Origin of the sequence: Arthrobacter sp. Soil736 (assembly GCF_001428005.1) — a bacterium.
Lineage (GTDB): Bacteria > Actinomycetota > Actinomycetes > Actinomycetales > Micrococcaceae > Arthrobacter.
In genome coordinates this window covers 54,399-73,855 of the sequence record NZ_LMSB01000005.1, presented here as the reverse complement: position 1 = coordinate 73,855, position 19,457 = coordinate 54,399, and the positions used below count along the sequence as shown (strand labels likewise).

Below are 19,457 nucleotides of genomic sequence, written 5' to 3'. Positions count from 1 at the left end.
TCGGCCTCACGGCATCAGCCCTCCGGACCCGGCCTCAGGCCTGGGCGGGCTCCTCGGCCGGAGCCAGCTCCACGCCGCTCACCGTCAGTTCGCCGTCGCCGGTTTCCAGGGTGATCTCCTGGGCATTCGCCGCGGCTTTGAGGTCGCCGAGCCCGGCCTGGAGCTGGGCCACGAGCGAAGCATTGGCCGTAACGGTCGCGGAGAGCACCTCGGTGCGCTGCTTGACCTTGGCCTCGGACTTCGCCTTCCGGATGCCGCTGAGGGCAATGCCCACAGTGCCCAGCATGGTGGTGTCCCCGCCGGTGATTTCCAGCGCAGCCGGCCATGCGGCGCGGTGCACCGAGCCCGTCCGCCACCAGCTCCAGACCTCTTCCGTGGCGAAGGGCAGGAACGGGGCGAAGAGGCGGAGCAGCGAGTCCAGTGCGGTTGCCAGCGCAGCCAGCACGGAGGCCTGCTCGGTCTCGCCCGCGGCGCCGTAGGCACGGTCCTTGATCAGCTCAACGTAATCGTCGGTGAACTGCCAGAAGAACGACTCGGTAATCTGCAGGGCCCGGGCGTAGTCGTAATTGTCGAACGCCTTGGTGGCCTGGGCAATCACGTCGGAGAGCTGCGCCAGGAGCGCACGGTCCAGCGGGTTGGTCAGCACGGACAGGTCCGTGGAAACCACCGAGTTCTCCGTCGCTCCCAGGTTCAGTACGAACTTGGAAGCGTTGAGCAGCTTGATGGCCAGGCGGCGGCCGATCTTCATCTGCGCGATCTCGTACGCGGTGTCGGCACCCAGCTTGGCGGAGGCGGCCCAGTAGCGGACGGCGTCGGAGCCGAACTCGTTCAGGACGTCCGTGGGTACCACCACGTTGCCCTTGGACTTGGACATCTTCTTGCGGTCCGGGTCCAGGATCCAGCCGGAGATGGCCGCGTGCTTCCACGGCGCGCCGTTCTGCAGGGCGTCCGCACGTACGGCCGAGGAGAACAGCCACGTGCGGATGATGTCGTGCCCCTGCGGGCGGAGGTCGAACGGGTAGACCTTGCCGAACAGGTCCTCGTCCCGGCTCCAGCCGCCCACGATCTGCGGGGTCAGCGAGGACGTGGCCCAGGTGTCCAGGACGTCGGCGTCGCCCGTGAAGCCGTTGGGCTGGTCGCGCTGGGACTCGTCGAAGCCGGGCGCGGCATCCGCGGCGGGATCAACGGGCAGGGACTCGTCGGACGGCAGGACCGGGTTGTCGTAGTCCGGGTTGCCCTGGGCGTCCAGCGGGTACCAGACCGGGATCGGCACGCCGAAGAAACGCTGGCGGGAGACCAGCCAGTCGCCGTTCAGGCCGGCAATCCAGTTCTCGTAGCGGGAGCGCATGAAGGACGGGTGGAAGTTGATTTCCTGGCCGCGGCGGATCAGGCGTTCGCGGCGGTCCTCGTCGCGGCCGCCGTTGCGGATGTACCACTGGCGGGACGTGACGACCTCAAGCGGCTTGTCGCCCTTTTCGAAGAAGTTCACCGGGTGGGTGATCTTCTTGGGCTCGCCGTCCAGCAGGCCAGCCTCGGTGAGGAGCTCCACCACGGCTTCCTTGGCCGAGAAAACGGTTTTGCCGGCGATGGCGGCATACGCTTCACGGCCGGCGTCGGTGGTGATCCACTCCGGAGTATCGGCGATGATGCGGCCGTCGCGGCCCACAATCGCCCGCGTGGGAAGCTGCAGTTCACGCCACCAGGTGACGTCCGTCAGGTCGCCGAAGGTGCAGACCATGGCGATGCCGGAACCCTTGTCCGCCTTGGCGAGCGGGTGGGCCTTGACCTCCAGTTCGACGTCGAACAGGGGGGACTTCACGGTCTTGCCGAACAGCGGCCGGTAGCGCTCGTCGTCGGGGTTTGCCACCAGCGCGGCGCAGGCCGCGAGCAGCTCGGGACGCGTGGTCTCGACGTAGATCTTCTCGCCGTCGGCGGTGAAGAACGGGTAGCGGTAATACGCGCCCGGCACTTCGCGGTCCTCGAGCTCGGCCTGGGCCACTGCGGTGCGGAACGTGACATCCCACAGCGTGGGGGCTTCGGCCATGTAGGCGTCGCCGGCCGCCAGGTTCGCGAGGAAGGCTCGCTGGGACACCGCGCGGGAAGTGTCATCGATGGTCCGGTAGGTCAGGTTCCAGTCCACGGACAAGCCGAGGGTCTGGAACAGGTTCTCGAACACCTTCTCGTCCTCGACGGCGAGTTCCTCGCAGAGCGCGATGAAGTTCTGCCGGGAGACGACGTCGAAGTCGCGCTGGTTCTTGGCCGGCTGTGCGGGCGGCCGGTAGCCGGCGTCGTAGGGGATGGCCGGATCGCAGCGGACACCGTAGTAGTTCTGCACGCGGCGCTCGGTGGGCAGCCCGTTGTCGTCCCAGCCCATCGGGTAGAACACGTTCTTGCCGGTCATGCGCATGTAGCGGGCCTGGACGTCGGTGTGCGTGAAGGAGAACATGTGGCCCACGTGGAGGGAGCCTGACGCCGTCGGCGGGGGAGTGTCGATCGAGTAGACCTGCTCCCGTGTGGTGTCCGGGTTGAACTTGTAGGTTCCTTCGTCCAGCCAGCGCTGCGTAAGGGCAGCCTCAAGGCCTTCAAGGGCCGGCTTGTCGGGAACGTTGATGGGGGCGGTGGCGGGCGTGTCTGTACCCTGCGTTGATTCAGCCATGGGCCAATTGTTTCATGCCCCGCAGCGGGAGCCCGCAGCGGGAGCCCGCAGCGGGGTCTCCCGAGCGGCCTGGAGTAGCATGCCGCCTATGGAGAATGCAGGCGGTTCTTTTCGGATTAAGCGCATCTATGACGATCCCGCGGACGACGACGGCTGCCGGGTTCTGGTGGACAGGCTCTGGCCGCGCGGCGTCACCAAGGAAAGGGCCGGCCTTGAGCTCTGGCTCAAGGACATCGCGCCGTCGCCGCCCCTGCGCCAGGAATTCGCCCACATGCAGGAGCGTTTCGCCGATTTCCGGGCGCAGTATGAGGACGAACTGGAGAACAACCCCGCGGTGGAACAGCTGCTGGACCTGGCGGCACGGCACAAGAGGGTGACGCTGCTGTACGCGGCCAAGGATCCGGAAGTGAACCACGCCCGGGTGCCGCTGGAGTTCCTCCAGGACAGGAGTTCCTAGGGGTGGACGGCGGGTGTTGCACTTGGATGGTGACGCAGGTGCGGGTTGTAGCGACCGGGGCATCCGGGGGTGGTTTCCTCGGTGGCACTGCATGACCGGAACGGAGTCCCGGTGGTGTGCCCGTGTGTCGGTTATTGCAGCACATCCTGGATTCCGGCGGGAGCCCGAACGCAGTTGCTGCCTACGGATTCGATCTAAAGAATCGGTTCGAGTTCTTGGACGAGACCGGCAACCTGCGCGGAGATCGCCTTGATTAATTCTTTGGGATAAAACGCGTGAATCTTGAGTCTCCGGCGTGATATTCGCGGCGGAGCTGCGATTACCCTGATGTGGACCGACGTCCATGATTTTGTCTTCAAGTTTTCTGACAAGGGAGGATTTCATGTCGTTCTTTACCGCTTTGGTGACCGGCAAAGTCGCGGCGGGGGTGCTGGCCGGCGGCACCCTGGCCGTAGGAGGAACAGCCGCGGGAGCCTACACCGGGACACTGCCTGCTCCGCTGCAGCAAAGTGCCCATGAGATCATCGGCGCCCCCGCCGCTGCCCACCCTTCCCAGGCAGCGGATCACACGGCGGGCGCCGACTCTCAGGGGAAGGACGCCCGGCCTTCTGACGCCCCTTCGCCGAACCCCAGCGCAACGCCGGCCGGACCCGACGCCACGGGTCCGGCCGCGTTCGGATTGTGCAAGGCGTTCACCAAGGGAGGACTGGATTCAACCTCAACCGCTTACAAATCCTTGTCCGCGGCGGCCGGGGGTGCCGGCATCGCCGGGTACTGCAAGACCGTGGCAGCGCCTGGTGAATCAGCCGAGCACCGGCCCGAGACACCTGGGAACTCAGGCAAGGCTGAGGATGAGAAGACCAAGGCGCATCCGCCGGCCCAGGCCGAGCGCGGGCTGTCCCACAAGCCTGCCACGGCCGGAAAACCCTAAGCCCGGCGGCCAGGTAATGTCCGGGCGGCGGGGGACGGACCCGATCAATGACGATCTTGTGGCCTCCGGCCACGGGGACCATGCATCGTTCTTCGCCGCCGTCTACCGGACCTACTCCCCGGTAGTCGCCGGATACCTGAGGGCAGGCGGGGTGGACGATCCGGAAGGGGTGACCCACGACGTGTTCCTGGCGCTGTACCCGAGGCTGAGTTCGGTCCACGGCGGGGCCCAGGGCCTGAGGACTTTGATCTTCTCCATCGCCCATGCCCGTTCCGTGGACCACCACCGCCGCCGCCACAGCAGACCTGCCCTGGTCGAATACGACCCGGACCGCGACCGCCGCCGGGCCACATCCGCCGAAGATGATGCCCTCGATGGCAGCCCTGAGGCCAAGGCCCTGGCGATGCTCGAAGGCCTGAGCGAGGATCACCGGGAAGTGCTCCGGCTGCGCATCATCGCGGAGTTGTCCGTGACCGAGGTCGCGGACATCATGCACAAGTCCACAGGGGCCATAGCCCAGCTGCAGTACAGGGCGCTGAAGAGCCTGCGGAATCAACAGACGGCAAAGGACGGGGTGGCGCCATGACCACCGGATACACAGTTCACGACGAGCACGTCGTCGACCTATTCCTGCTTGAAGTAGAAACGGATGACACGACTGACCTGAAAGCAGCGCTGCTGGAGCTGCGCTCCTTCGCGGCCGGCCCACCCGTCGCACCATCTGCGAAGCTGGCCGAGCTCATGGAAACCGGACCGGCCGCCGACCTGGATGCCCTGCGGCAGCGCAGACACCGCCGTATGGCCGTCACTGCCCTGGCGGTGGCCGCATCCATGGGGATCGGCGCCGCCGCCGTGGCTGCAGCCGACCCCGGCTTCCGGGAGAAAGCCCAGGAAACCATCACCACGGTGATCGACACCCTGACCCGCGGCCACTCCGGACGGACGACACCCGCCCCCGCTTCACCGCAGGCACCAGGCCATGCCCCCGACCATCCGACACCTGCGCCGAACGTGCCGGGGCGCTCCGGGAAGGAAATCCCCTCACCCGCCACCGGGGCAGGGAACCCGGGCCACGACAACCTGCCAACGGTCACCCCAGGATCACCCCCGGAGACCACACAGGCCAAGGGAACGGAGAGCCACCCGGCAGGCCTCGATCACCAGAACACGCCAAACCGGACCCGACCCGCAACTCCGTCCACCGGTCCGCACAGCTAACACACACAGGCCAGGTCCCTGCGGGCAGCTCCCGTGCGAAGCCGCGGAGGGCTCATGACAAAGACAAGGCCCAGCGCAAGTCCACGGCCGGGCCAATAACTTTCCATACCGGGCGCCGCACCTCCGTGCCGCCCGCCGAGAGGCAACGCCATGAATAACGAATTTGAGTACAAGACAGTCGTCGTGGACCGCCGCCCCCGGCGGCAAGCCAAGGAGCTAAAAAAGCTGGCCAAGGATGGCTGGGAAGTTGTCTCCGTCAGGCCACGGACAGCGCTCTCATGGGGGAGCACCACCGACGATGCCACGCTCAGACGCATCCGCCAATGAACATTGACACGGCACTTCGTCCAGGGCAGGAGTTCCTAGGGGTGGACGGCGCTGAACGCTGCTGCTGAATGGCGTTAGGGTGGTGCCATGACTGAGGTTTCGAACAAAAAAGCAGCTGTAGTTACTGGTGCGAGCACCGGCATTGGGGAAGCGACTGTCCGGGCTTTGAGGGCCGAAGGGTGGACGGTCTATGCGGTCGCCCGGCGCCAGGACCGGCTGGCCGCGCTGGAAGCCGAGACAGGCGCCGTCGGCATTCCGGCTGACATCGCCGAGGACGCCGACGTCGCCAGGCTCCTGGCCGAAGTGACGGCGGCCGGCGGGATAGACACGCTGATCAACATCGCCGGCGGCGCCCGCGGGGCCGATCCCGTGGGGCAGGCTAAGACGGACGACTGGGAGTGGATGTACCGGGTCAACGTCCTCGGCACCTTGAACCTCACGCGCGCGTTCCTGCCCATGCTGCGGGAACACGGCGAAGGCACGGTCCTGAACCTGACGTCCACGGCCGGGCTCACGGCCTACGAGGGCGGCGCGGGCTACAACGCCGCCAAGTTCGCCCAGCATGCCCTGACCGGAGCGCTCCGGCTGGAGGAGGCCGAACACAACGTCCGCGTGATCGAGGTCGCCCCCGGTCTGGTCCGCACCGAGGAGTTCGCCCTCAACAGGCTGGGTGACCCGGCCGCCGCCAGCAAGGTTTACCAGGGCGTGGAAAAACCGCTGACAGCGGAGGATGTGGCGGATGTGGTGCGGTACGCGGTGTGTGCGCCGCACCATGTCAATCTGGACCAGATCGTGATCCGGCCGGTGGCGCAGGCGGCGACTCACAAGCTGATCCGCAAGCAGGCGTAACGGCACCGGACGTTCACTCCGGATTCGTACGGATGTCGGGCAGTGGTGGCCGGCCGTTGGCAACCGGCCATCACGGTGGCACGTGCACCTGCACACCACCAGAGTGGAGAACACCACATGCACACCCCGACGAAGCTTGGCGCTGCCGTACTCAGCGCAGCCCTGCTGCTCGCCATCCCGTCCCACGCACTGGCTGCGGACACCAACCCCCAGGGCGGAGACAACCACTTCGACCTCCAGGCCCACCGGGGCGGGATCGGGCTCACGGTCGAGTCCACCCTTCCGGCCTTCGCCAAGGCTTTGGAAATCGGCGTCACCACGCTTGAGCTTGACCTCCAGATCACCAAGGACGGGCGCGAAGTCATCACGCACGACCGCAAGATCAGCGACAAGAAGTGCGCCGACACCGCCCCCGGCACGCCCGGGGACCCGCTGTTCCCGTACGTCGGCAAGTACATCAAGGACCTCACGTTCGCCCAGGTCCGCAGCCTCGACTGCGGCACGCGCACGCTGCCGCAGTTCCCGGGCCAGCAGGCCGCTCCGGGCGAGAAGATGCCCACACTGGCGGAGGTGTTTGCCCTTGTGGACTCGTACAGCGCCAGCCAGGTGAGGTTCAACATCGAAACCAAGGTCGAGGCCGGAGCGCCGGAGCAGACGGCACCCCGTGAGCAGTTCGTGGACGTTGCGCTGCGGGAGGTCAAGGCCGCGAACATGCAGCACCGGGTGTCCATCGAGAGCTTTGACTGGGGTGCGCTGCGCCTCGTGCAGCAGCGGGACCCGCAGCTCCGCACCGTTGCCCTGACCAACAAGGACTTCCTCCAGGCGGGCCAGCCGGGAAGTTCGCCCTGGCTCGGCGGCATCGACTCCGACGACTTCGGCGGCGACCTCGTGGCCGCAGCGCACCACCTCGGATTCGACGCAATTTCGCCGGTGCACGGCACCCCGCAGAACGGCACCGTGGAGGACGCCAACTACGTTCCGTATGTCACGGCGGACATGGTCCGGCGCGCCCACGCGGCCGGGATGCAGGTCATCCCCTGGACCGTCGATGACAAGCCCACCATGCGCGCCCTGATCGCCACCGGCGTCGACGGGATGATCACCGACTACCCGGACCGCCTCCGCGACGTCATGGGTGAGTCCGGGATGAAGCTCCCGCAGAGCTACCAGCCTGTTCCCGGGCGCTGACCCCTCGGTAGAGAAGGGCGGGGCGCCCCGGCTTGCACGCCGGGCCTGTGCGCCCGGACTGTACGCCCGGCCTGCACGCCCTGATCTAGCCGGCGGCCGGAATGCTGAGCGTGGCCATCACGGCGGCATGGTCGGTTCCGGGGACGCGGTGCACGGCGTAGCCGGAGTTCCCGATGTGCGGGCTCGTCACCAGGTGATCGATGGCGATGCCGGGCAGCGGGATGCCCTCCATGGGCCAGGTGGGTTCCATGGGCCAGGTGGGGATGAGCCTGCCGCCGGACGCCGTCCCCACGTCCACCATCTTTCGTCCGCCCGGACCGCCGTCGAGAACCCTCCGGAACTCGGCGTGATCGTACGTGGCGTTGAAATCTCCGATCAGCAGCCGGTTGCCGGGCCCCTCGGGCCCGGTGCGGCCAATGAGCTCGCCCAACGCCGCAAGGTCGCTCCGCCACTGGCCGACGCGGACGCCCACCGGCGGCAGGGCATGAACGTTCGTCACCTCGAGCGTGGCTGCGTGTCCGGCGTCCTGCAGCTGGAGCCGAACCGTGCGAATCTGGAAGGGAGTGTCCGGCAAGAGGCCTACGGCCTGCATCGCGTACTTGGAATACGTCGCGCTGCCGGCGCCATCATCTGTGGGACTGCTGATCTTGTTGGGCAGGAGGCTTCCCAGCCCCGCGGCAGCCAGCCGGTCCTCAAGCGCCTGGGTATATTCCTGGACGGTCAGCAGGCCCACGCCGTTCTCGCGGACCAGCCGGACGATTTCGGCCGCGTCCGCCTTGCCGAACCGGGAATTGATGCTCATGGCCGTCAGAGGAACGGACGAGCCGGCCGGGCCCGGGGAAGAGCCCCCGGCGTCCGCCCGGCCGGCGTCGGGCGGCCAGAGCCAGAACAGCTGTGCCGCCAGCATGACGGCGGCAGCGGCCATGACCAGTACCCGGCGGCTCAGCAGGGCAAGCGCCAAGGCCACGACGGCGGGAATCACCATCCAGGGGGTGAAGGACAGGAGCTGGACCACCGGCGTGGGCCATTCCGCGGGGACAGCCCGGAAGATCGAAAGGGACGCCACGGGCAGGAGCACGGCGAACGCCAGCAACTGCCAGACGAAGGCCCGTCCGCGCTTCGAAGCGGAAGCGGCCCGTTTCGAAGGAGGGCGTTCGGGACGGTTACCGTCGGCGTCGGTCATGTGATCGAGTCTAGGCACGAGTGGTTCGCCGTGCGCGGATTACGGCGGCTCACCGGTTATGGAGTCCGCCAGCACAGCCGTTAGACTGGTGCCATCAGCTTTGACCCGGCCATCACCGGTGAGCTTCCGGCAGAACGCCTGGCGTGCGGCAACGCGCACCTGGCCATTAGAACCGGACGGGTAAGCCCGTCACAGCAGCAATGAGCGGCCGACGCCGGTACTCCTGTTGGGGGACCGGTGCCGGTAAGTGAGGTGGTACCGCGGTGCCGGGTTGCATTGTCCAACGCTGTTGGACAGCAGCGCACGGGCCGTCCTCGCATCCTGAATGAATCAACTAGTTCACAGCTCAACCCAGGATGTCGAGATGACCTATTACCCCAAGGCCTCAGCCGCACCGTCCCGTGCAGGCGCCAAAACCTCCGGCGTGTCCGCCTCCGTGAAGTTCCCGGAGATCGAAGAACGCATCCTCAAATACTGGGACCAGGACGGCACCTTCCAGGCAAGCATCGACCAGCGCCCTGCCGACCTCCCCGGCGGTGCGCCCGGCAGCAACGAATTCGTCTTCTACGACGGCCCTCCCTTCGCCAACGGCCTGCCGCACTACGGCCACCTGCTGACCGGCTACGCCAAGGACCTGGTGGGCCGCTACCAGACCCAGCGCGGCAAGCGCGTGGAGCGCCGCTTCGGCTGGGACACCCACGGCCTGCCCGCCGAGCTGGAAGCCATGAAGCAGCTCGGCATGACGGACAAGACCCAGATCGAGGCCATGGGCATCGACAAGTTCAACGACGCATGCCGTGCCTCCGTCATGAAGTACGCCAACGAGTGGAAGGCGTACGTCACCCGGCAGGCCCGCTGGGTGGACTTCGACAACGACTACAAGACACTCAACGTCGAGTACATGGAGTCCGTGCTCTGGGCCTTCAAGCAGCTCCATGAGAAGGGCCTGACCTACAACGGCTACCGCGTGCTGCCGTACTGCTGGAAGGACGAGACACCGCTGTCCAACCATGAGCTGCGCATGGACGACGACGTTTACAAGAACCGCCAGGACCAGACTGTCACCGTGACGTTCCCCATCACGGCAGGGGAGTCCGGCCTCTCCCGGCAGCTGGCAGGGGTCCAGGCGCTGGCCTGGACCACCACGCCGTGGACCCTGCCCACTAACCTGGCGCTCGCCGTCGGGCCTGACATCACCTACGCCGTGCTGCCCGCCGGACCCAACGGCATCAAGGCCGCCTCGCCGGAAGCCGCAGTGACCGGCAGCTTCCTGCTCGCGGCCGACCTGCTGGACACCTACGCGAAGGACCTGGGGTACGACGACGACGGCGCTGCGGCGGCCGCCGCCGTCACCTCCACGCACACGGGCGCCGAGCTCGAGGGACTCCGGTACGAGCCGCTCTGGCACGACTTCAGCGACGCCGAAAAGTTCGGCACCGAGAACGCCTGGCGGCTCCTCGTGGCGGACTACGTCACCACCACGGACGGCACGGGAATCGTCCACCAGGCACCCGCCTACGGTGAGGACGACCAGAAGGTCTGCGAGGAAGCCGGCATCCCGGTGATCCTGTCCGTGGACGAGGGCGCCAAGTTCCTGCCGCTGTTCAAGCACGGCGACCTGCACGACATCGCCGGGCTGCACGTCTTCGAGGCCAACAAGCCCATCACCCAGGTGCTCCGCGCCCAGGGCCGCCTGGTCCGCCAGGCCAGCTACGAGCACAGCTACCCGCACTGCTGGCGCTGCCGCAACCCGCTGATCTACCGCGCCGTGTCCTCCTGGTACGTGGAGGTCACCAAGTTCCGGGACCGCATGTCCGAGCTGAACCAGGAGATCAACTGGATCCCCGGGAACGTCAAGGACGGCCAGTTCGGCAAATGGTTGGCCAACGCCCGCGACTGGTCCATCAGCCGCAACCGCTACTGGGGCAGCCCCATCCCCGTCTGGCAGTCCACGGACCCCGAATTCCCGCGGACCGACGTCTACGGTTCCCTGGCCGAGATCGAAGCCGACTTCGGCCGCCTGCCGTTGAACAAGGACGGCCAGGTTGACCTGCACCGCCCGTTCATCGACGAACTGACCCGCCCCAACCCGGACGACCCCCGCACCCCCGAAGAGGGCCAGTCCGTCATGCGCCGCGTCGAGGACGTCCTGGACGTCTGGTTCGACTCCGGCTCCATGCCCTACGGGCAGGTCCACTACCCGTTCCAGAACGAGGCGTGGTTCGACACCCACAACCCCGCCGACTTCATCGTGGAGTACATCGGGCAGACCCGCGGCTGGTTCTACATGCTGCACATCCTGTCCACCGCGCTGTTCGACCGGCCGGCCTTCCGCAACGTGATCAGCCACGGCATCGTGCTGGGCTCGGACGGGCAGAAGATGTCCAAGAGCCTGCGCAACTACCCGGACGTCTCCGAGGTCCTGGACCGCGACGGCTCCGACGCCATGCGCTGGTTCCTGATGTCCAGCCCCATCCTGCGCGGCGGCAACCTGGTGGTCACCGAGCAGGGAATCCGCGACGGCGTGCGCCAGGTCATCCTGCCGCTGTGGAACGTGTACAGCTTCTTCACGCTGTACACCAACGCGGCCAGGGGCGGCGACGGCTACGACGCGCAGCTGCGCTACGACGGCTACTCCGACACCCTGGACCAGTACCTGCTGGCCAACACCGGGGACCTGGTCCGGAACATGACCGCGCAGCTGGACAGCTACGACATCTCCGGGGCCTGCGACGAGCTGCGCAGCTACCTGGACATGCTCACCAACTGGTACGTCCGCCGCAGCCGCCAGCGCTTCTTCGACGAGAACGTTGACGCCTTCGATGCGCTGTACACGGCGCTGGAGGCCGTCAGCCGTGTGTCCGCTTCACTGCTGCCGCTCGTTTCGGAGGAGATCTGGCGCGGACTCACCGGCGGCCGCTCCGTGCACCTGGCCGAGTGGCCAAACGCCGGGCTGTTCCCGGCCAACCCCGCCCTCGTTGAGGCGATGGACCGGGTCCAGCAGATCTGCTCCACCGGTTCCTCGCTGCGCAAGGCCGCGAACCTCCGCGTCCGCCTGCCACTGCAGGAACTCACTGTGGTGGCACCCGGTGCGGATGCGCTGGAAGGGTTCGCCGCCGTCGTCGCCGATGAACTGAACCTGCGGAGGGTGCGCATGCTGGACGCCGCCAGCGCCTCCCCGGAGGAATTCGGCATCGAACAGAAGCTCGTGGTCAACGCCCGGGCCGCAGGTCCGCGCCTGGGCAAGAACGTCCAGCTCGCCATCAAGGGCTCCAAGTCCGGTGACTGGTCCGTTTCGGAGGCCGGCGTGGTGACTGCGGGCGGGCTCCAACTCGAGCCGCAGGAATACACGCTGGAGACCGTGGTTGCCAAGTCCGGGGGCGGTTCGGCGTCCGTCGCAGTGCTGCCCGGCGGCGGCTTCGTGGTCCTCAACACCGAGGTCACCCCGGAGCTTGAGGCCGAAGGGCTCGCGAGGGACATGGTCCGCGCCATCCAGCAGGCCCGCAAGGACGCCGGGCTGAACGTCAGCGACCGGATCCGGACCACGGTCACGGCCCCGCAGAACGTGCTGGACGCACTGCTGGCGAACGCCGAACTGGTCAATACCGAAACCCTGACACTGGAACTGGACACCGTTCCGGCCGACTCCGGGGAACCCCGCATCACCGTCGAAAAAACAGAGGCCTGAAACATATGACCGACGAATTCTCCGTGGAGAGCGTCTACGCCGAGCTGCTGGGCCGTGCGCCGGAAAACAAGATGGAGCCGCGGCTCGCACCGCTGTTCCGCGCCATGGATGTGCTGGGGGAGCCCAACAAGGCGTTTCCGATCATCCACGTGACCGGCACCAACGGCAAAACATCCACGGCACGGATGATCGAGGCGGGCCTCCGGGCCCACGGCCTCAGCACCGGCCGCTACACGAGCCCGCACCTCTCCAAGGTCACGGAGCGGATCAGCATCGATGGCGCGCCGGTCTCGGATGAGACGTTCGTCCGGATCTGGGACGAAATCCGGCCGTACCTCGAAATCGTGGACAACGAGCTGCTCGCCGAGGGACAGCCAAGACTGACGTACTTTGAGTGCCTGACCATCCTCGCGTTCGCCGTCTTCGCCGACCAGCCGGTCAACGTCGCGGTCATGGAGGTCGGCCTGGGCGGCATCACCGACGCCACCAACGTGGGCGACGGCCAGGTCGCCGTGGTGACTCCCATTTCGCTGGACCACACGGACCTCCTTGGTGACACCACCGAGGACATCGCCTACGAGAAGGCCGGCATCATCAAGCCCGGCGGCTTCCTCATCAGCGCCGCCCAGCCGGTGGACGCCGCCCAGGTCCTGCTGGAGAAGGCCAAGGAAGTTCAGGTGCCCTTCCGCTTCGAAGGCGTGGAATTCGGCGTCGAATCCCGGCAGGTCGCCGTCGGCGGGCAGGTGGTGACCATCCAGGGCATCGCCGGGCGCTATCCGGAACTGATGGTTCCGCTGCACGGCGCCCACCAGGCGGAGAACGCGGCCGTGGCCGTCGCCGCGCTGGAGGCCTTCCTGGGCGGCGGCGACAAAGAGCTCGACGCCGAGGTGCTCCAGGAGGCTTTCGCCACCGTCACGTCGCCCGGACGGCTTGAGGTGGTGCGCACCGCCCCCACCATCATCGTCGACGCCGCGCACAACCCGGCCGGCATCCGCGTTTCGGCCGAAGCGATTCAGGAAGCGTTCAGCTTCAGCAGACTCGTGGTGGTGGTGGGGGTCCTCAAGGAAAAGGACGCCGAGGAGATCCTGCGCCAGCTCAAGGAATCCCTGGGCGACCTTGCCGAGGAATACTGCTTCACCCAGTCGAATTCACCGCGGGCGGTACCTGCCGCGGAACTTGCGGAGATCGCCGTCGACCTTGGCTTTGGCGAGGAAAACATCCACATTGCCGAGAAGCTCGACGACGCCCTGGAATGGGCCGTGGAGCGCGCCGAAGCCACCGACGACCTCGCCGGCGGAGTGCTGGTCACGGGCTCGATCACCCTCGTTGCCGATGCCCGCATCCTGCTCGGAAAGGCCGACGCCTGATGGCGCGGCTCACCAAGGCCCAGCGCGAATGGCGGCCGGGCATGCCCAAGAAGCGGCGCTCCACCAAGATCATGTTCGCGTCCACCGTCCTGCTACTGGAAGCGTTCGTGGCTTTCTTCGCCGCCCTGGCGGTGTTCGGACTGCGCCGCAGCGAGATCTCCCCGGTGCTGATTCTTTCGGTCGGCATCGGACTGAGTGTGGTCCTCATCCTGGCGTGCGCCGTCCTGTCGAAGCCGTGGGGCGTGGCGCTGGGCTGGATCCTCCAGCTGGTGCTCATCCTCCTCGGCTTCGTGGAGCCGATGATGTTCCTTGTGGGCGCGCTGTTCGCCCTCGCCTGGTGGTACGGCATCAGGACGGGCATCCGGATCGACGCGGAGGCGGCCCAGCGGGCGCGCGAACAGGCCGAATGGGACGCCGCGCATCCTGCCGGAGCCGGCAATGAAGGCACCGGCCAGAACCCGTAGACTTACCCGGAAACCCACAACCAACCGCATTGGAGCAGCTGTGAGCATTGAGCGCACTCTCGTCCTGATCAAGCCCGACGGCGTCACCCGGAACCTGACCGGCGAGATCCTCAGCAGGATCGAAGCAAAGGGCTACACCCTGGCCGAACTCAAGAAGGTCGACGCCAGCCGTGAGCTGCTGGAGCAGCACTACGAAGAGCACATTGGCAAGCCGTTCTACGAGCCGCTGGTTGAATTCATGCTCAGCGGCCCGGTTGTCGCCGCGATCTTCGAGGGCCACCGCGTCATCGAGGGTTTCCGTGTGCTGGCCGGCACCACCGACCCCACGACGGCGGCGCCCGGAACCATCCGCGGCGACTTCGGCCGCGACTGGGGCCTGAAGGTCCAGCAGAACCTCGTCCACGGCTCGGACTCCGTGGACTCGGCCGATCGCGAAATCAAGATCTGGTTCCAGGACTAACGGCGCCTAAGCGCGAACGGACACTTGAGGCACCTGTTTCTTCGGAGACAGGGGCCTCAAGTGTCCGTTCGCGCTTAAGAACCCTGGCTTAGAATCCGGACGTGCCGACGAACACCTGGATGAAGGCGAAGAAGATGGTGGCGACCACGGCGACGTAAAGGAGCGCGGTGATGATCCAGCCGGAGTCTCCCAAGATCCGGGCCACTCCGGCGGGAGCCGGGATGACGCCGTGGACGGTGTTGCGCACCGTCACCCAGACGAACAGCGGAATCATGACGGCCCAGACCACCATGCAGAACGGGCACAGGATGCGGATCTCATAAAGTGCCTGGAACCACAGCCACACCACGAAGGCAAAGCCCAGCGTCACGCCCGTCTGCAGCCCTATCCAGTACCAGCGGGCGAACCTTGCTCCGGACAGCAGCGCCATTCCGGTGGTGATAATGACGGCGAAGGCCACGATGCCGATGAACATGTTGGGGAAACCGAAGACAGAGCTCTGCGGTGTCTGCATGACCTGACCGCACGAGATCCACGGATTCACGTCGCAGACGGTGGTGTGGTTGGGGTCCTTGAGTACTTCGAGCTTTTCCAGCACCAGGATGCCGGATGCAAGCCACCCCACAATCCCGGTGACCACCAGCAGCCAGCCGAAGGGGCGGTCGCGGGTCATGGCAGGTAAGGCGGCGCCCGCCGTGGCGGGGGTGCGCTCGGATTCCTCACTGTATGCGGTTCCGGAATCCGTGCCGGCGGAAGGCGAAGTGCTGGGCATGGGGATGGCGTCCTTTGTCTTGGGTGCTCCTGCCGAGATTGTATCGCCGCCAACTGGGAGCATCCCCGTGACCGCCGCCACGGCAGCCTGCATTGACCGCCTTTGTCACACAATTACAGCGTTTTTGAACGGCGGTGTGAGAGAATAAACGTGGCTGGAGCGCGAACCACATTCGAACTCCGGTCCGGTGGCTTGTTCCCAAGACCGCCAATGAAGAGCAGTGAAGGCTCCGGATACCTAGATCCGGCCTCCCGCATTCCATTGGACGGCACCTGGTTGTGGATTGCAGAAACAACGGGTTCCAGTAACATCCCCGCCGGCCTTTCAGGGCTGCCGCACCCCACTGCCGGTGCGAACCTGAGGGTATCCAATTGACTTCTGTCAACGCCTGAGGGTTTTGACAATATGTGCCCCAATGGGTGCCGGATGTGGCGGCATGTCAGGGGCAGGAGTGTCGCCACATATGGATAATGACCAGGTAATAGCCGTTAACGAAGAACAGGCTGCCAACGAGGAAGCGGTAGCAGCCGAGGCTCCCAAGAAGGCCACCCGGACCCGGCGCAAGGCAGCGCCCAAGGCCAAGGCGGCCGAGTCTGACTCCGCGCCGCTGCTTCCGGAACTCCAGCAGCCTGCTGTTGCCGAGCCCGCGCCGGGCGAGCAGGCGGAGAACGCGCCAGAGGTTCCGGCAGCCGAGGCCAAGGCTCCCGTACGCCGAACCCGCGCTCGGAAGAAAGTAGCGGAGGAACCTCTGCCCGCTTTCGCCGGCGACGCCGGTGCCGAGGCCGCCGCCACCGAAGGCCCCGTTGCCGCCCAGGCTGAGCCCGCCGCCGAGCCCGAGGCCGAAGCGAAGCCTGTGCGCCGCCGTCGGGTGGCCAAGCCGAAAACCGTAGAGACAGCCGAAGCGGCTGCCGCAGAAACGCCCGCGCCGGAGGAAGCCCCGGCCGCAGGTCCGGAAGCCCCGGCAGCACAAACACGGGTTGAAGAGACCACCGTGTCGAAGATCCAGGCCGAGGCAACGGCTGCCGCTGCGCCCGCAGGCGCCCAGGGGGAAGCTGCGGACGAAGCATCTGAAGAAGAGGCATCTGAAGAAGCGGTTCCGGTGGGATCGCTTTTCCTGGAGCCGGCGTCGGTCACGTCGATCATCTTCCAGGCCCCGGATCTGAACAAGGTGATCCGCCCGGCTGCCGCTCCGGCCGCCGCCGAGGCCGGCGAGGCCGAAGGCGACGAGGAGGAGCAGGAGGACGACGGTGGCCGCCGCCGCCGCCGCAGCCGCGGACGCCGCGGCCGGAACCGCGCTGACCGCGACATCACGGACCGCGACGACTCCGAAGCCGACGCGGAAGGCGCCGACGCGGCAGACGACGCCGACGAAGAGATCGCGGGCCAGGCCGACGACGGCGTGACGTCCCGCCGTCGTCGTCGTCGCCGCCGTGGCGACCAGGACCTTGAACTCACCGGTGGGGGAGACGACGATCCGCCCAACACCGTGACCCGCGTCCGTGCGCCGCGCGCCATCAGCGAGGCGCCCGTCAACAACCGTGTCACCTCCGTCAAGGGCTCCACCAGGCTCGAGGCCAAGAAGCAGCGCCGACGCGAATCGCGCGACACCGGCCGCCGCCGCACCGTCATCACCGAAGCGGAGTTCCTCGCCCGCCGCGAATCCGTGGACCGGCAGATGATCGTGCGCCAGCGCGATGACAGAATCCAGATCGGCGTCCTTGAGGACGGCGTGCTGGCAGAGCACTTCGTGTCCAAGACGCAGCAGGACTCCCTGATCGGCAACGTGTACCTGGGCAAGGTCCAGAACGTGCTGCCGTCGATGGAAGCGGCCTTCGTTGACATCGGCCGCGGCCGCAACGCCGTGCTCTACGCGGGTGAAGTGAACTGGGAAGCCGTCAACCTCGAGGGCAAGCAGCGCCGGATCGAGAACGCGCTGAAGTCCGGCGACTCCGTCCTGGTCCAGGTCACCAAGGACCCGGTTGGCCACAAGGGCGCCCGCCTCACCAGCCAGATTTCGCTGCCCGGCCGCTACCTCGTGTACGTGCCCGGCGGTTCCATGACGGGCATCTCCCGCAAGCTTCCCGACGTCGAACGCAACCGCCTGAAGCGGATCCTCAAGGACCGCCTGCCGGAGGACGCCGGCGTCATCGTCCGCACCGCGGCCGAAGGTGCCTCCGAGGAAGAGCTCACGCACGACATCAACCGCCTCCGTGCCCAGTGGGAGGGCATCGATGGCCAGGCCAAGTCCACCAAGGTTCTCGCCCCCGAGCTCCTCTACGGCGAACCGGACCTGACCATCAAGGTGGTCCGGGATGTCTTCAACGAAGACTTCTCCAAGCTCATCGTCTCCGGCGATGAAGCCTGGGACACCATCGAGGCCTACGTCACCTACGTCGCTCCGGACCTGGTTGGCCGGCTCGAGAAGTGGACCAAGGACCAGGACATCTTCTCGGCCTGGCGCATTGACGAGCAGATCCACAAGGCACTGGACCGCAAGGTGTTCCTGCCCTCCGGCGGCTCGCTGGTGATCGACCGCACCGAGGCAATGACCGTGGTGGACGTCAACACCGGAAAGTTCACCGGCAGCGGCGGCAACCTCGAGGAGACCGTCACCAAGAACAACCTGGAAGCCGCCGAGGAAGTGGTCCGCCAGCTGCGCCTGCGCGACATTGGCGGCATCATCGTGATCGACTTCATCGACATGGTGCTGGAGTCGAACCGCGACCTCGTGCTTCGGCGCATGGTCGAGTGCCTCGGCCGGGACCGCACCAAGCATCAGGTGGCGGAAGTGACCTCGCTGGGTCTCGTCCAGATGACCCGCAAACGGATGGGTACCGGGCTGCTGGAAGTCTTCGGGGAGCAGTGCGAGACGTGCGCCGGCCGCGGCGTCGTCACCCACGACGAGCCCGTTGAGCACCGCCGCGCCAACATCGTGGCAGCGGAGCACCACGTTCACCGTGCAGAAACCCAGCCACCTGTGCGGACCGACCGGAAGCGCCGCCGCGGCAAGGGCGGGCAGGTTTCGTCGGACGCCGCCCCGGCGGCGCCGGCTGCTGTCCACCCGGAGCCGACCGACGCTGAGCGCCATGCCAAGGCCGAGGCCACCCGGGCAGCCCTTGCCAACATTGCAGCCGCAGCCCACGCCGCGCACCTGCATGAGGATGCCGCCCACAGCGGCACCGGCGACTCCGCCCGTCCGGACGTGCCCGCCGCGGCCGCCCCGGAAAGCCCCGTCGTGCACCGTGCCCCCGAGACGGAAAGCGTTTCCGGCCGCCCGGGTGCCGTGCTGACCTTTGGCGGCGAGAAAGTGGTGCTGCCGTTTGTTGAGCACGCTGACGAACCCGCCAAGGAATCCCCGGCACTGACCCTGGACCGGCTTGAGGAAGCGTTCGCCCACCTCGGCGTGCCGGCGGCTTCCGCCGGGGGAAACGCCCCGGTAACTGATGAAGTGGCAGCTGCAGCCCCGGCCGCTGCAGCCCCGGCTGCTGCGGCGACGGCAGGTCCCGCAACGGGAGCTTCGTCGTCCGGCGGTGACCGCTATGAGGACCACTCCGCCCTGCAGCCGCGGGCCCGCCGCCCGCGCCGCCACCGCAGCGCCAGCCGGGCCCAGGGGGCAGCGAACGAGACGTCTGTGGAGCACCACGAGACGGCTCCGGCAACAGCCGCCGGCCACTCGCACGAGGCCAAGGCTCCTGAAGCGGAGAAGGTGGCGGCCGCCAAGCCGGCCAGCGAACCGATCATTCTCGGAGTAGGCGTTCCCGCCTCAGAACTCTGAGCTGACCCGTCATGAACGGAGGCCGGTGCTGCAGCTGCAGCACCGGCCTCCGTTGGTTAAAGCCGGTCAGTTGGTTAACGCCGGTTTGCTTTACGAGGCGGCTGTCGTAATCCGAAACGCAG

Annotated in this window: 15 protein-coding genes; 12 read left to right on the top strand and 3 right to left on the bottom strand. The window is 66.9% G+C overall.

Annotated elements, in window-relative coordinates:
- Positions 1-34 precede the first annotated feature (34 nt).
- Entirely contained in the window at positions 35-2,656 is a 2,622-nt protein-coding gene (valS, locus tag ASG92_RS04745; protein WP_056625179.1) for a valine--tRNA ligase, read from the bottom strand.
- A gap of 88 nt (positions 2,657-2,744) precedes the next feature.
- On the opposite strand from valS, the gene ASG92_RS04740 reads away from it, so the two are divergent.
- From ASG92_RS04740 to ASG92_RS04715, 7 genes are all read left to right on the top strand, one after another.
- On the top strand, positions 2,745-3,113 hold the full coding sequence (locus ASG92_RS04740; protein ID WP_056625175.1) for a DUF488 family protein: 369 nt from the start codon (positions 2,745-2,747) through the stop codon (positions 3,111-3,113).
- Positions 3,114-3,495: 382 nt separating this feature from the next.
- Positions 3,496-4,044, top strand: a complete 549-nt coding sequence (locus ASG92_RS04735) for a hypothetical protein (protein ID WP_056625172.1) — start codon at positions 3,496-3,498, stop codon at positions 4,042-4,044.
- Between the two features lie 16 nt (positions 4,045-4,060).
- Positions 4,061-4,630, top strand: a complete 570-nt coding sequence (locus tag ASG92_RS04730; RefSeq protein WP_056625169.1) for a sigma-70 family RNA polymerase sigma factor — start codon at positions 4,061-4,063, stop codon at positions 4,628-4,630.
- A complete protein-coding gene (locus ASG92_RS04725) occupies positions 4,627-5,262 on the top strand; it encodes a hypothetical protein (protein ID WP_056625166.1) in 636 nt (211 codons plus the stop codon). The genes ASG92_RS04730 and ASG92_RS04725 overlap by 4 nt, the downstream gene beginning before the upstream one ends.
- A 150-nt stretch (positions 5,263-5,412) precedes the next feature.
- A complete protein-coding gene (locus ASG92_RS28130; protein ID WP_157372103.1) occupies positions 5,413-5,589 on the top strand; it encodes a DUF4177 domain-containing protein in 177 nt (58 codons plus the stop codon).
- A gap of 87 nt (positions 5,590-5,676) precedes the next feature.
- The gene (locus ASG92_RS04720; protein WP_056625162.1) at positions 5,677-6,438 is read left to right on the top strand and encodes an SDR family oxidoreductase; all 762 of its coding nucleotides are present in this window, start codon (positions 5,677-5,679) and stop codon (positions 6,436-6,438) included.
- A 117-nt stretch (positions 6,439-6,555) separates the two neighbouring features.
- Complete coding sequence (locus ASG92_RS04715) at positions 6,556-7,626, top strand: glycerophosphodiester phosphodiesterase (protein ID WP_056625159.1); 1,071 nt, start codon at positions 6,556-6,558, stop codon at positions 7,624-7,626.
- Positions 7,627-7,711: 85 nt separating this feature from the next.
- Here the strand turns inward: ASG92_RS04715 and ASG92_RS04710 are convergent, their stop codons facing one another.
- Positions 7,712-8,809: an endonuclease/exonuclease/phosphatase family protein gene (locus tag ASG92_RS04710; RefSeq protein WP_240987007.1), complete on the bottom strand. Its 1,098-nt coding sequence runs from the start codon at positions 8,807-8,809 to the stop codon at positions 7,712-7,714.
- Positions 8,810-9,173: 364 nt separating this feature from the next.
- Here ASG92_RS04710 and ileS point away from each other — a divergent pair, with 364 nt between their 5' ends.
- The 4 genes from ileS to ndk are packed head-to-tail and all read left to right on the top strand — an operon-like array spanning position 9,174 to position 14,788.
- Positions 9,174-12,497, top strand: a complete 3,324-nt coding sequence (gene ileS / locus ASG92_RS04705; RefSeq protein WP_056625155.1) for an isoleucine--tRNA ligase — start codon at positions 9,174-9,176, stop codon at positions 12,495-12,497.
- Between the two features lie 5 nt (positions 12,498-12,502).
- The gene (locus ASG92_RS04700) at positions 12,503-13,864 is read left to right on the top strand and encodes a folylpolyglutamate synthase/dihydrofolate synthase family protein (RefSeq protein ID WP_056625151.1); all 1,362 of its coding nucleotides are present in this window, start codon (positions 12,503-12,505) and stop codon (positions 13,862-13,864) included.
- On the top strand, positions 13,864-14,328 hold the full coding sequence (locus ASG92_RS04695) for a DUF4233 domain-containing protein (RefSeq protein ID WP_056625148.1): 465 nt from the start codon (positions 13,864-13,866) through the stop codon (positions 14,326-14,328). Before ASG92_RS04700 ends, ASG92_RS04695 begins: the two co-directional genes overlap by 1 nt.
- 40 nt (positions 14,329-14,368) lie before the next feature.
- Positions 14,369-14,788 (top strand): nucleoside-diphosphate kinase, encoded by a 420-nt coding sequence (gene ndk / locus ASG92_RS04690; RefSeq protein WP_056625144.1) that lies wholly within the window; start codon positions 14,369-14,371, stop codon positions 14,786-14,788.
- 88 nt (positions 14,789-14,876) lie between these two features.
- On the opposite strand, the gene ASG92_RS04685 is transcribed toward ndk, so the two are convergent.
- A complete protein-coding gene (locus ASG92_RS04685) occupies positions 14,877-15,560 on the bottom strand; it encodes a vitamin K epoxide reductase family protein (protein ID WP_056625349.1) in 684 nt (227 codons plus the stop codon).
- Positions 15,561-16,023: 463 nt separating this feature from the next.
- Between ASG92_RS04685 and ASG92_RS04680 the strand changes: the two genes are divergently transcribed.
- Complete coding sequence (locus ASG92_RS04680) at positions 16,024-19,335, top strand: Rne/Rng family ribonuclease (RefSeq protein ID WP_056625140.1); 3,312 nt, start codon at positions 16,024-16,026, stop codon at positions 19,333-19,335.
- The last annotated feature ends 122 nt before the right edge of the window (positions 19,336-19,457 follow it).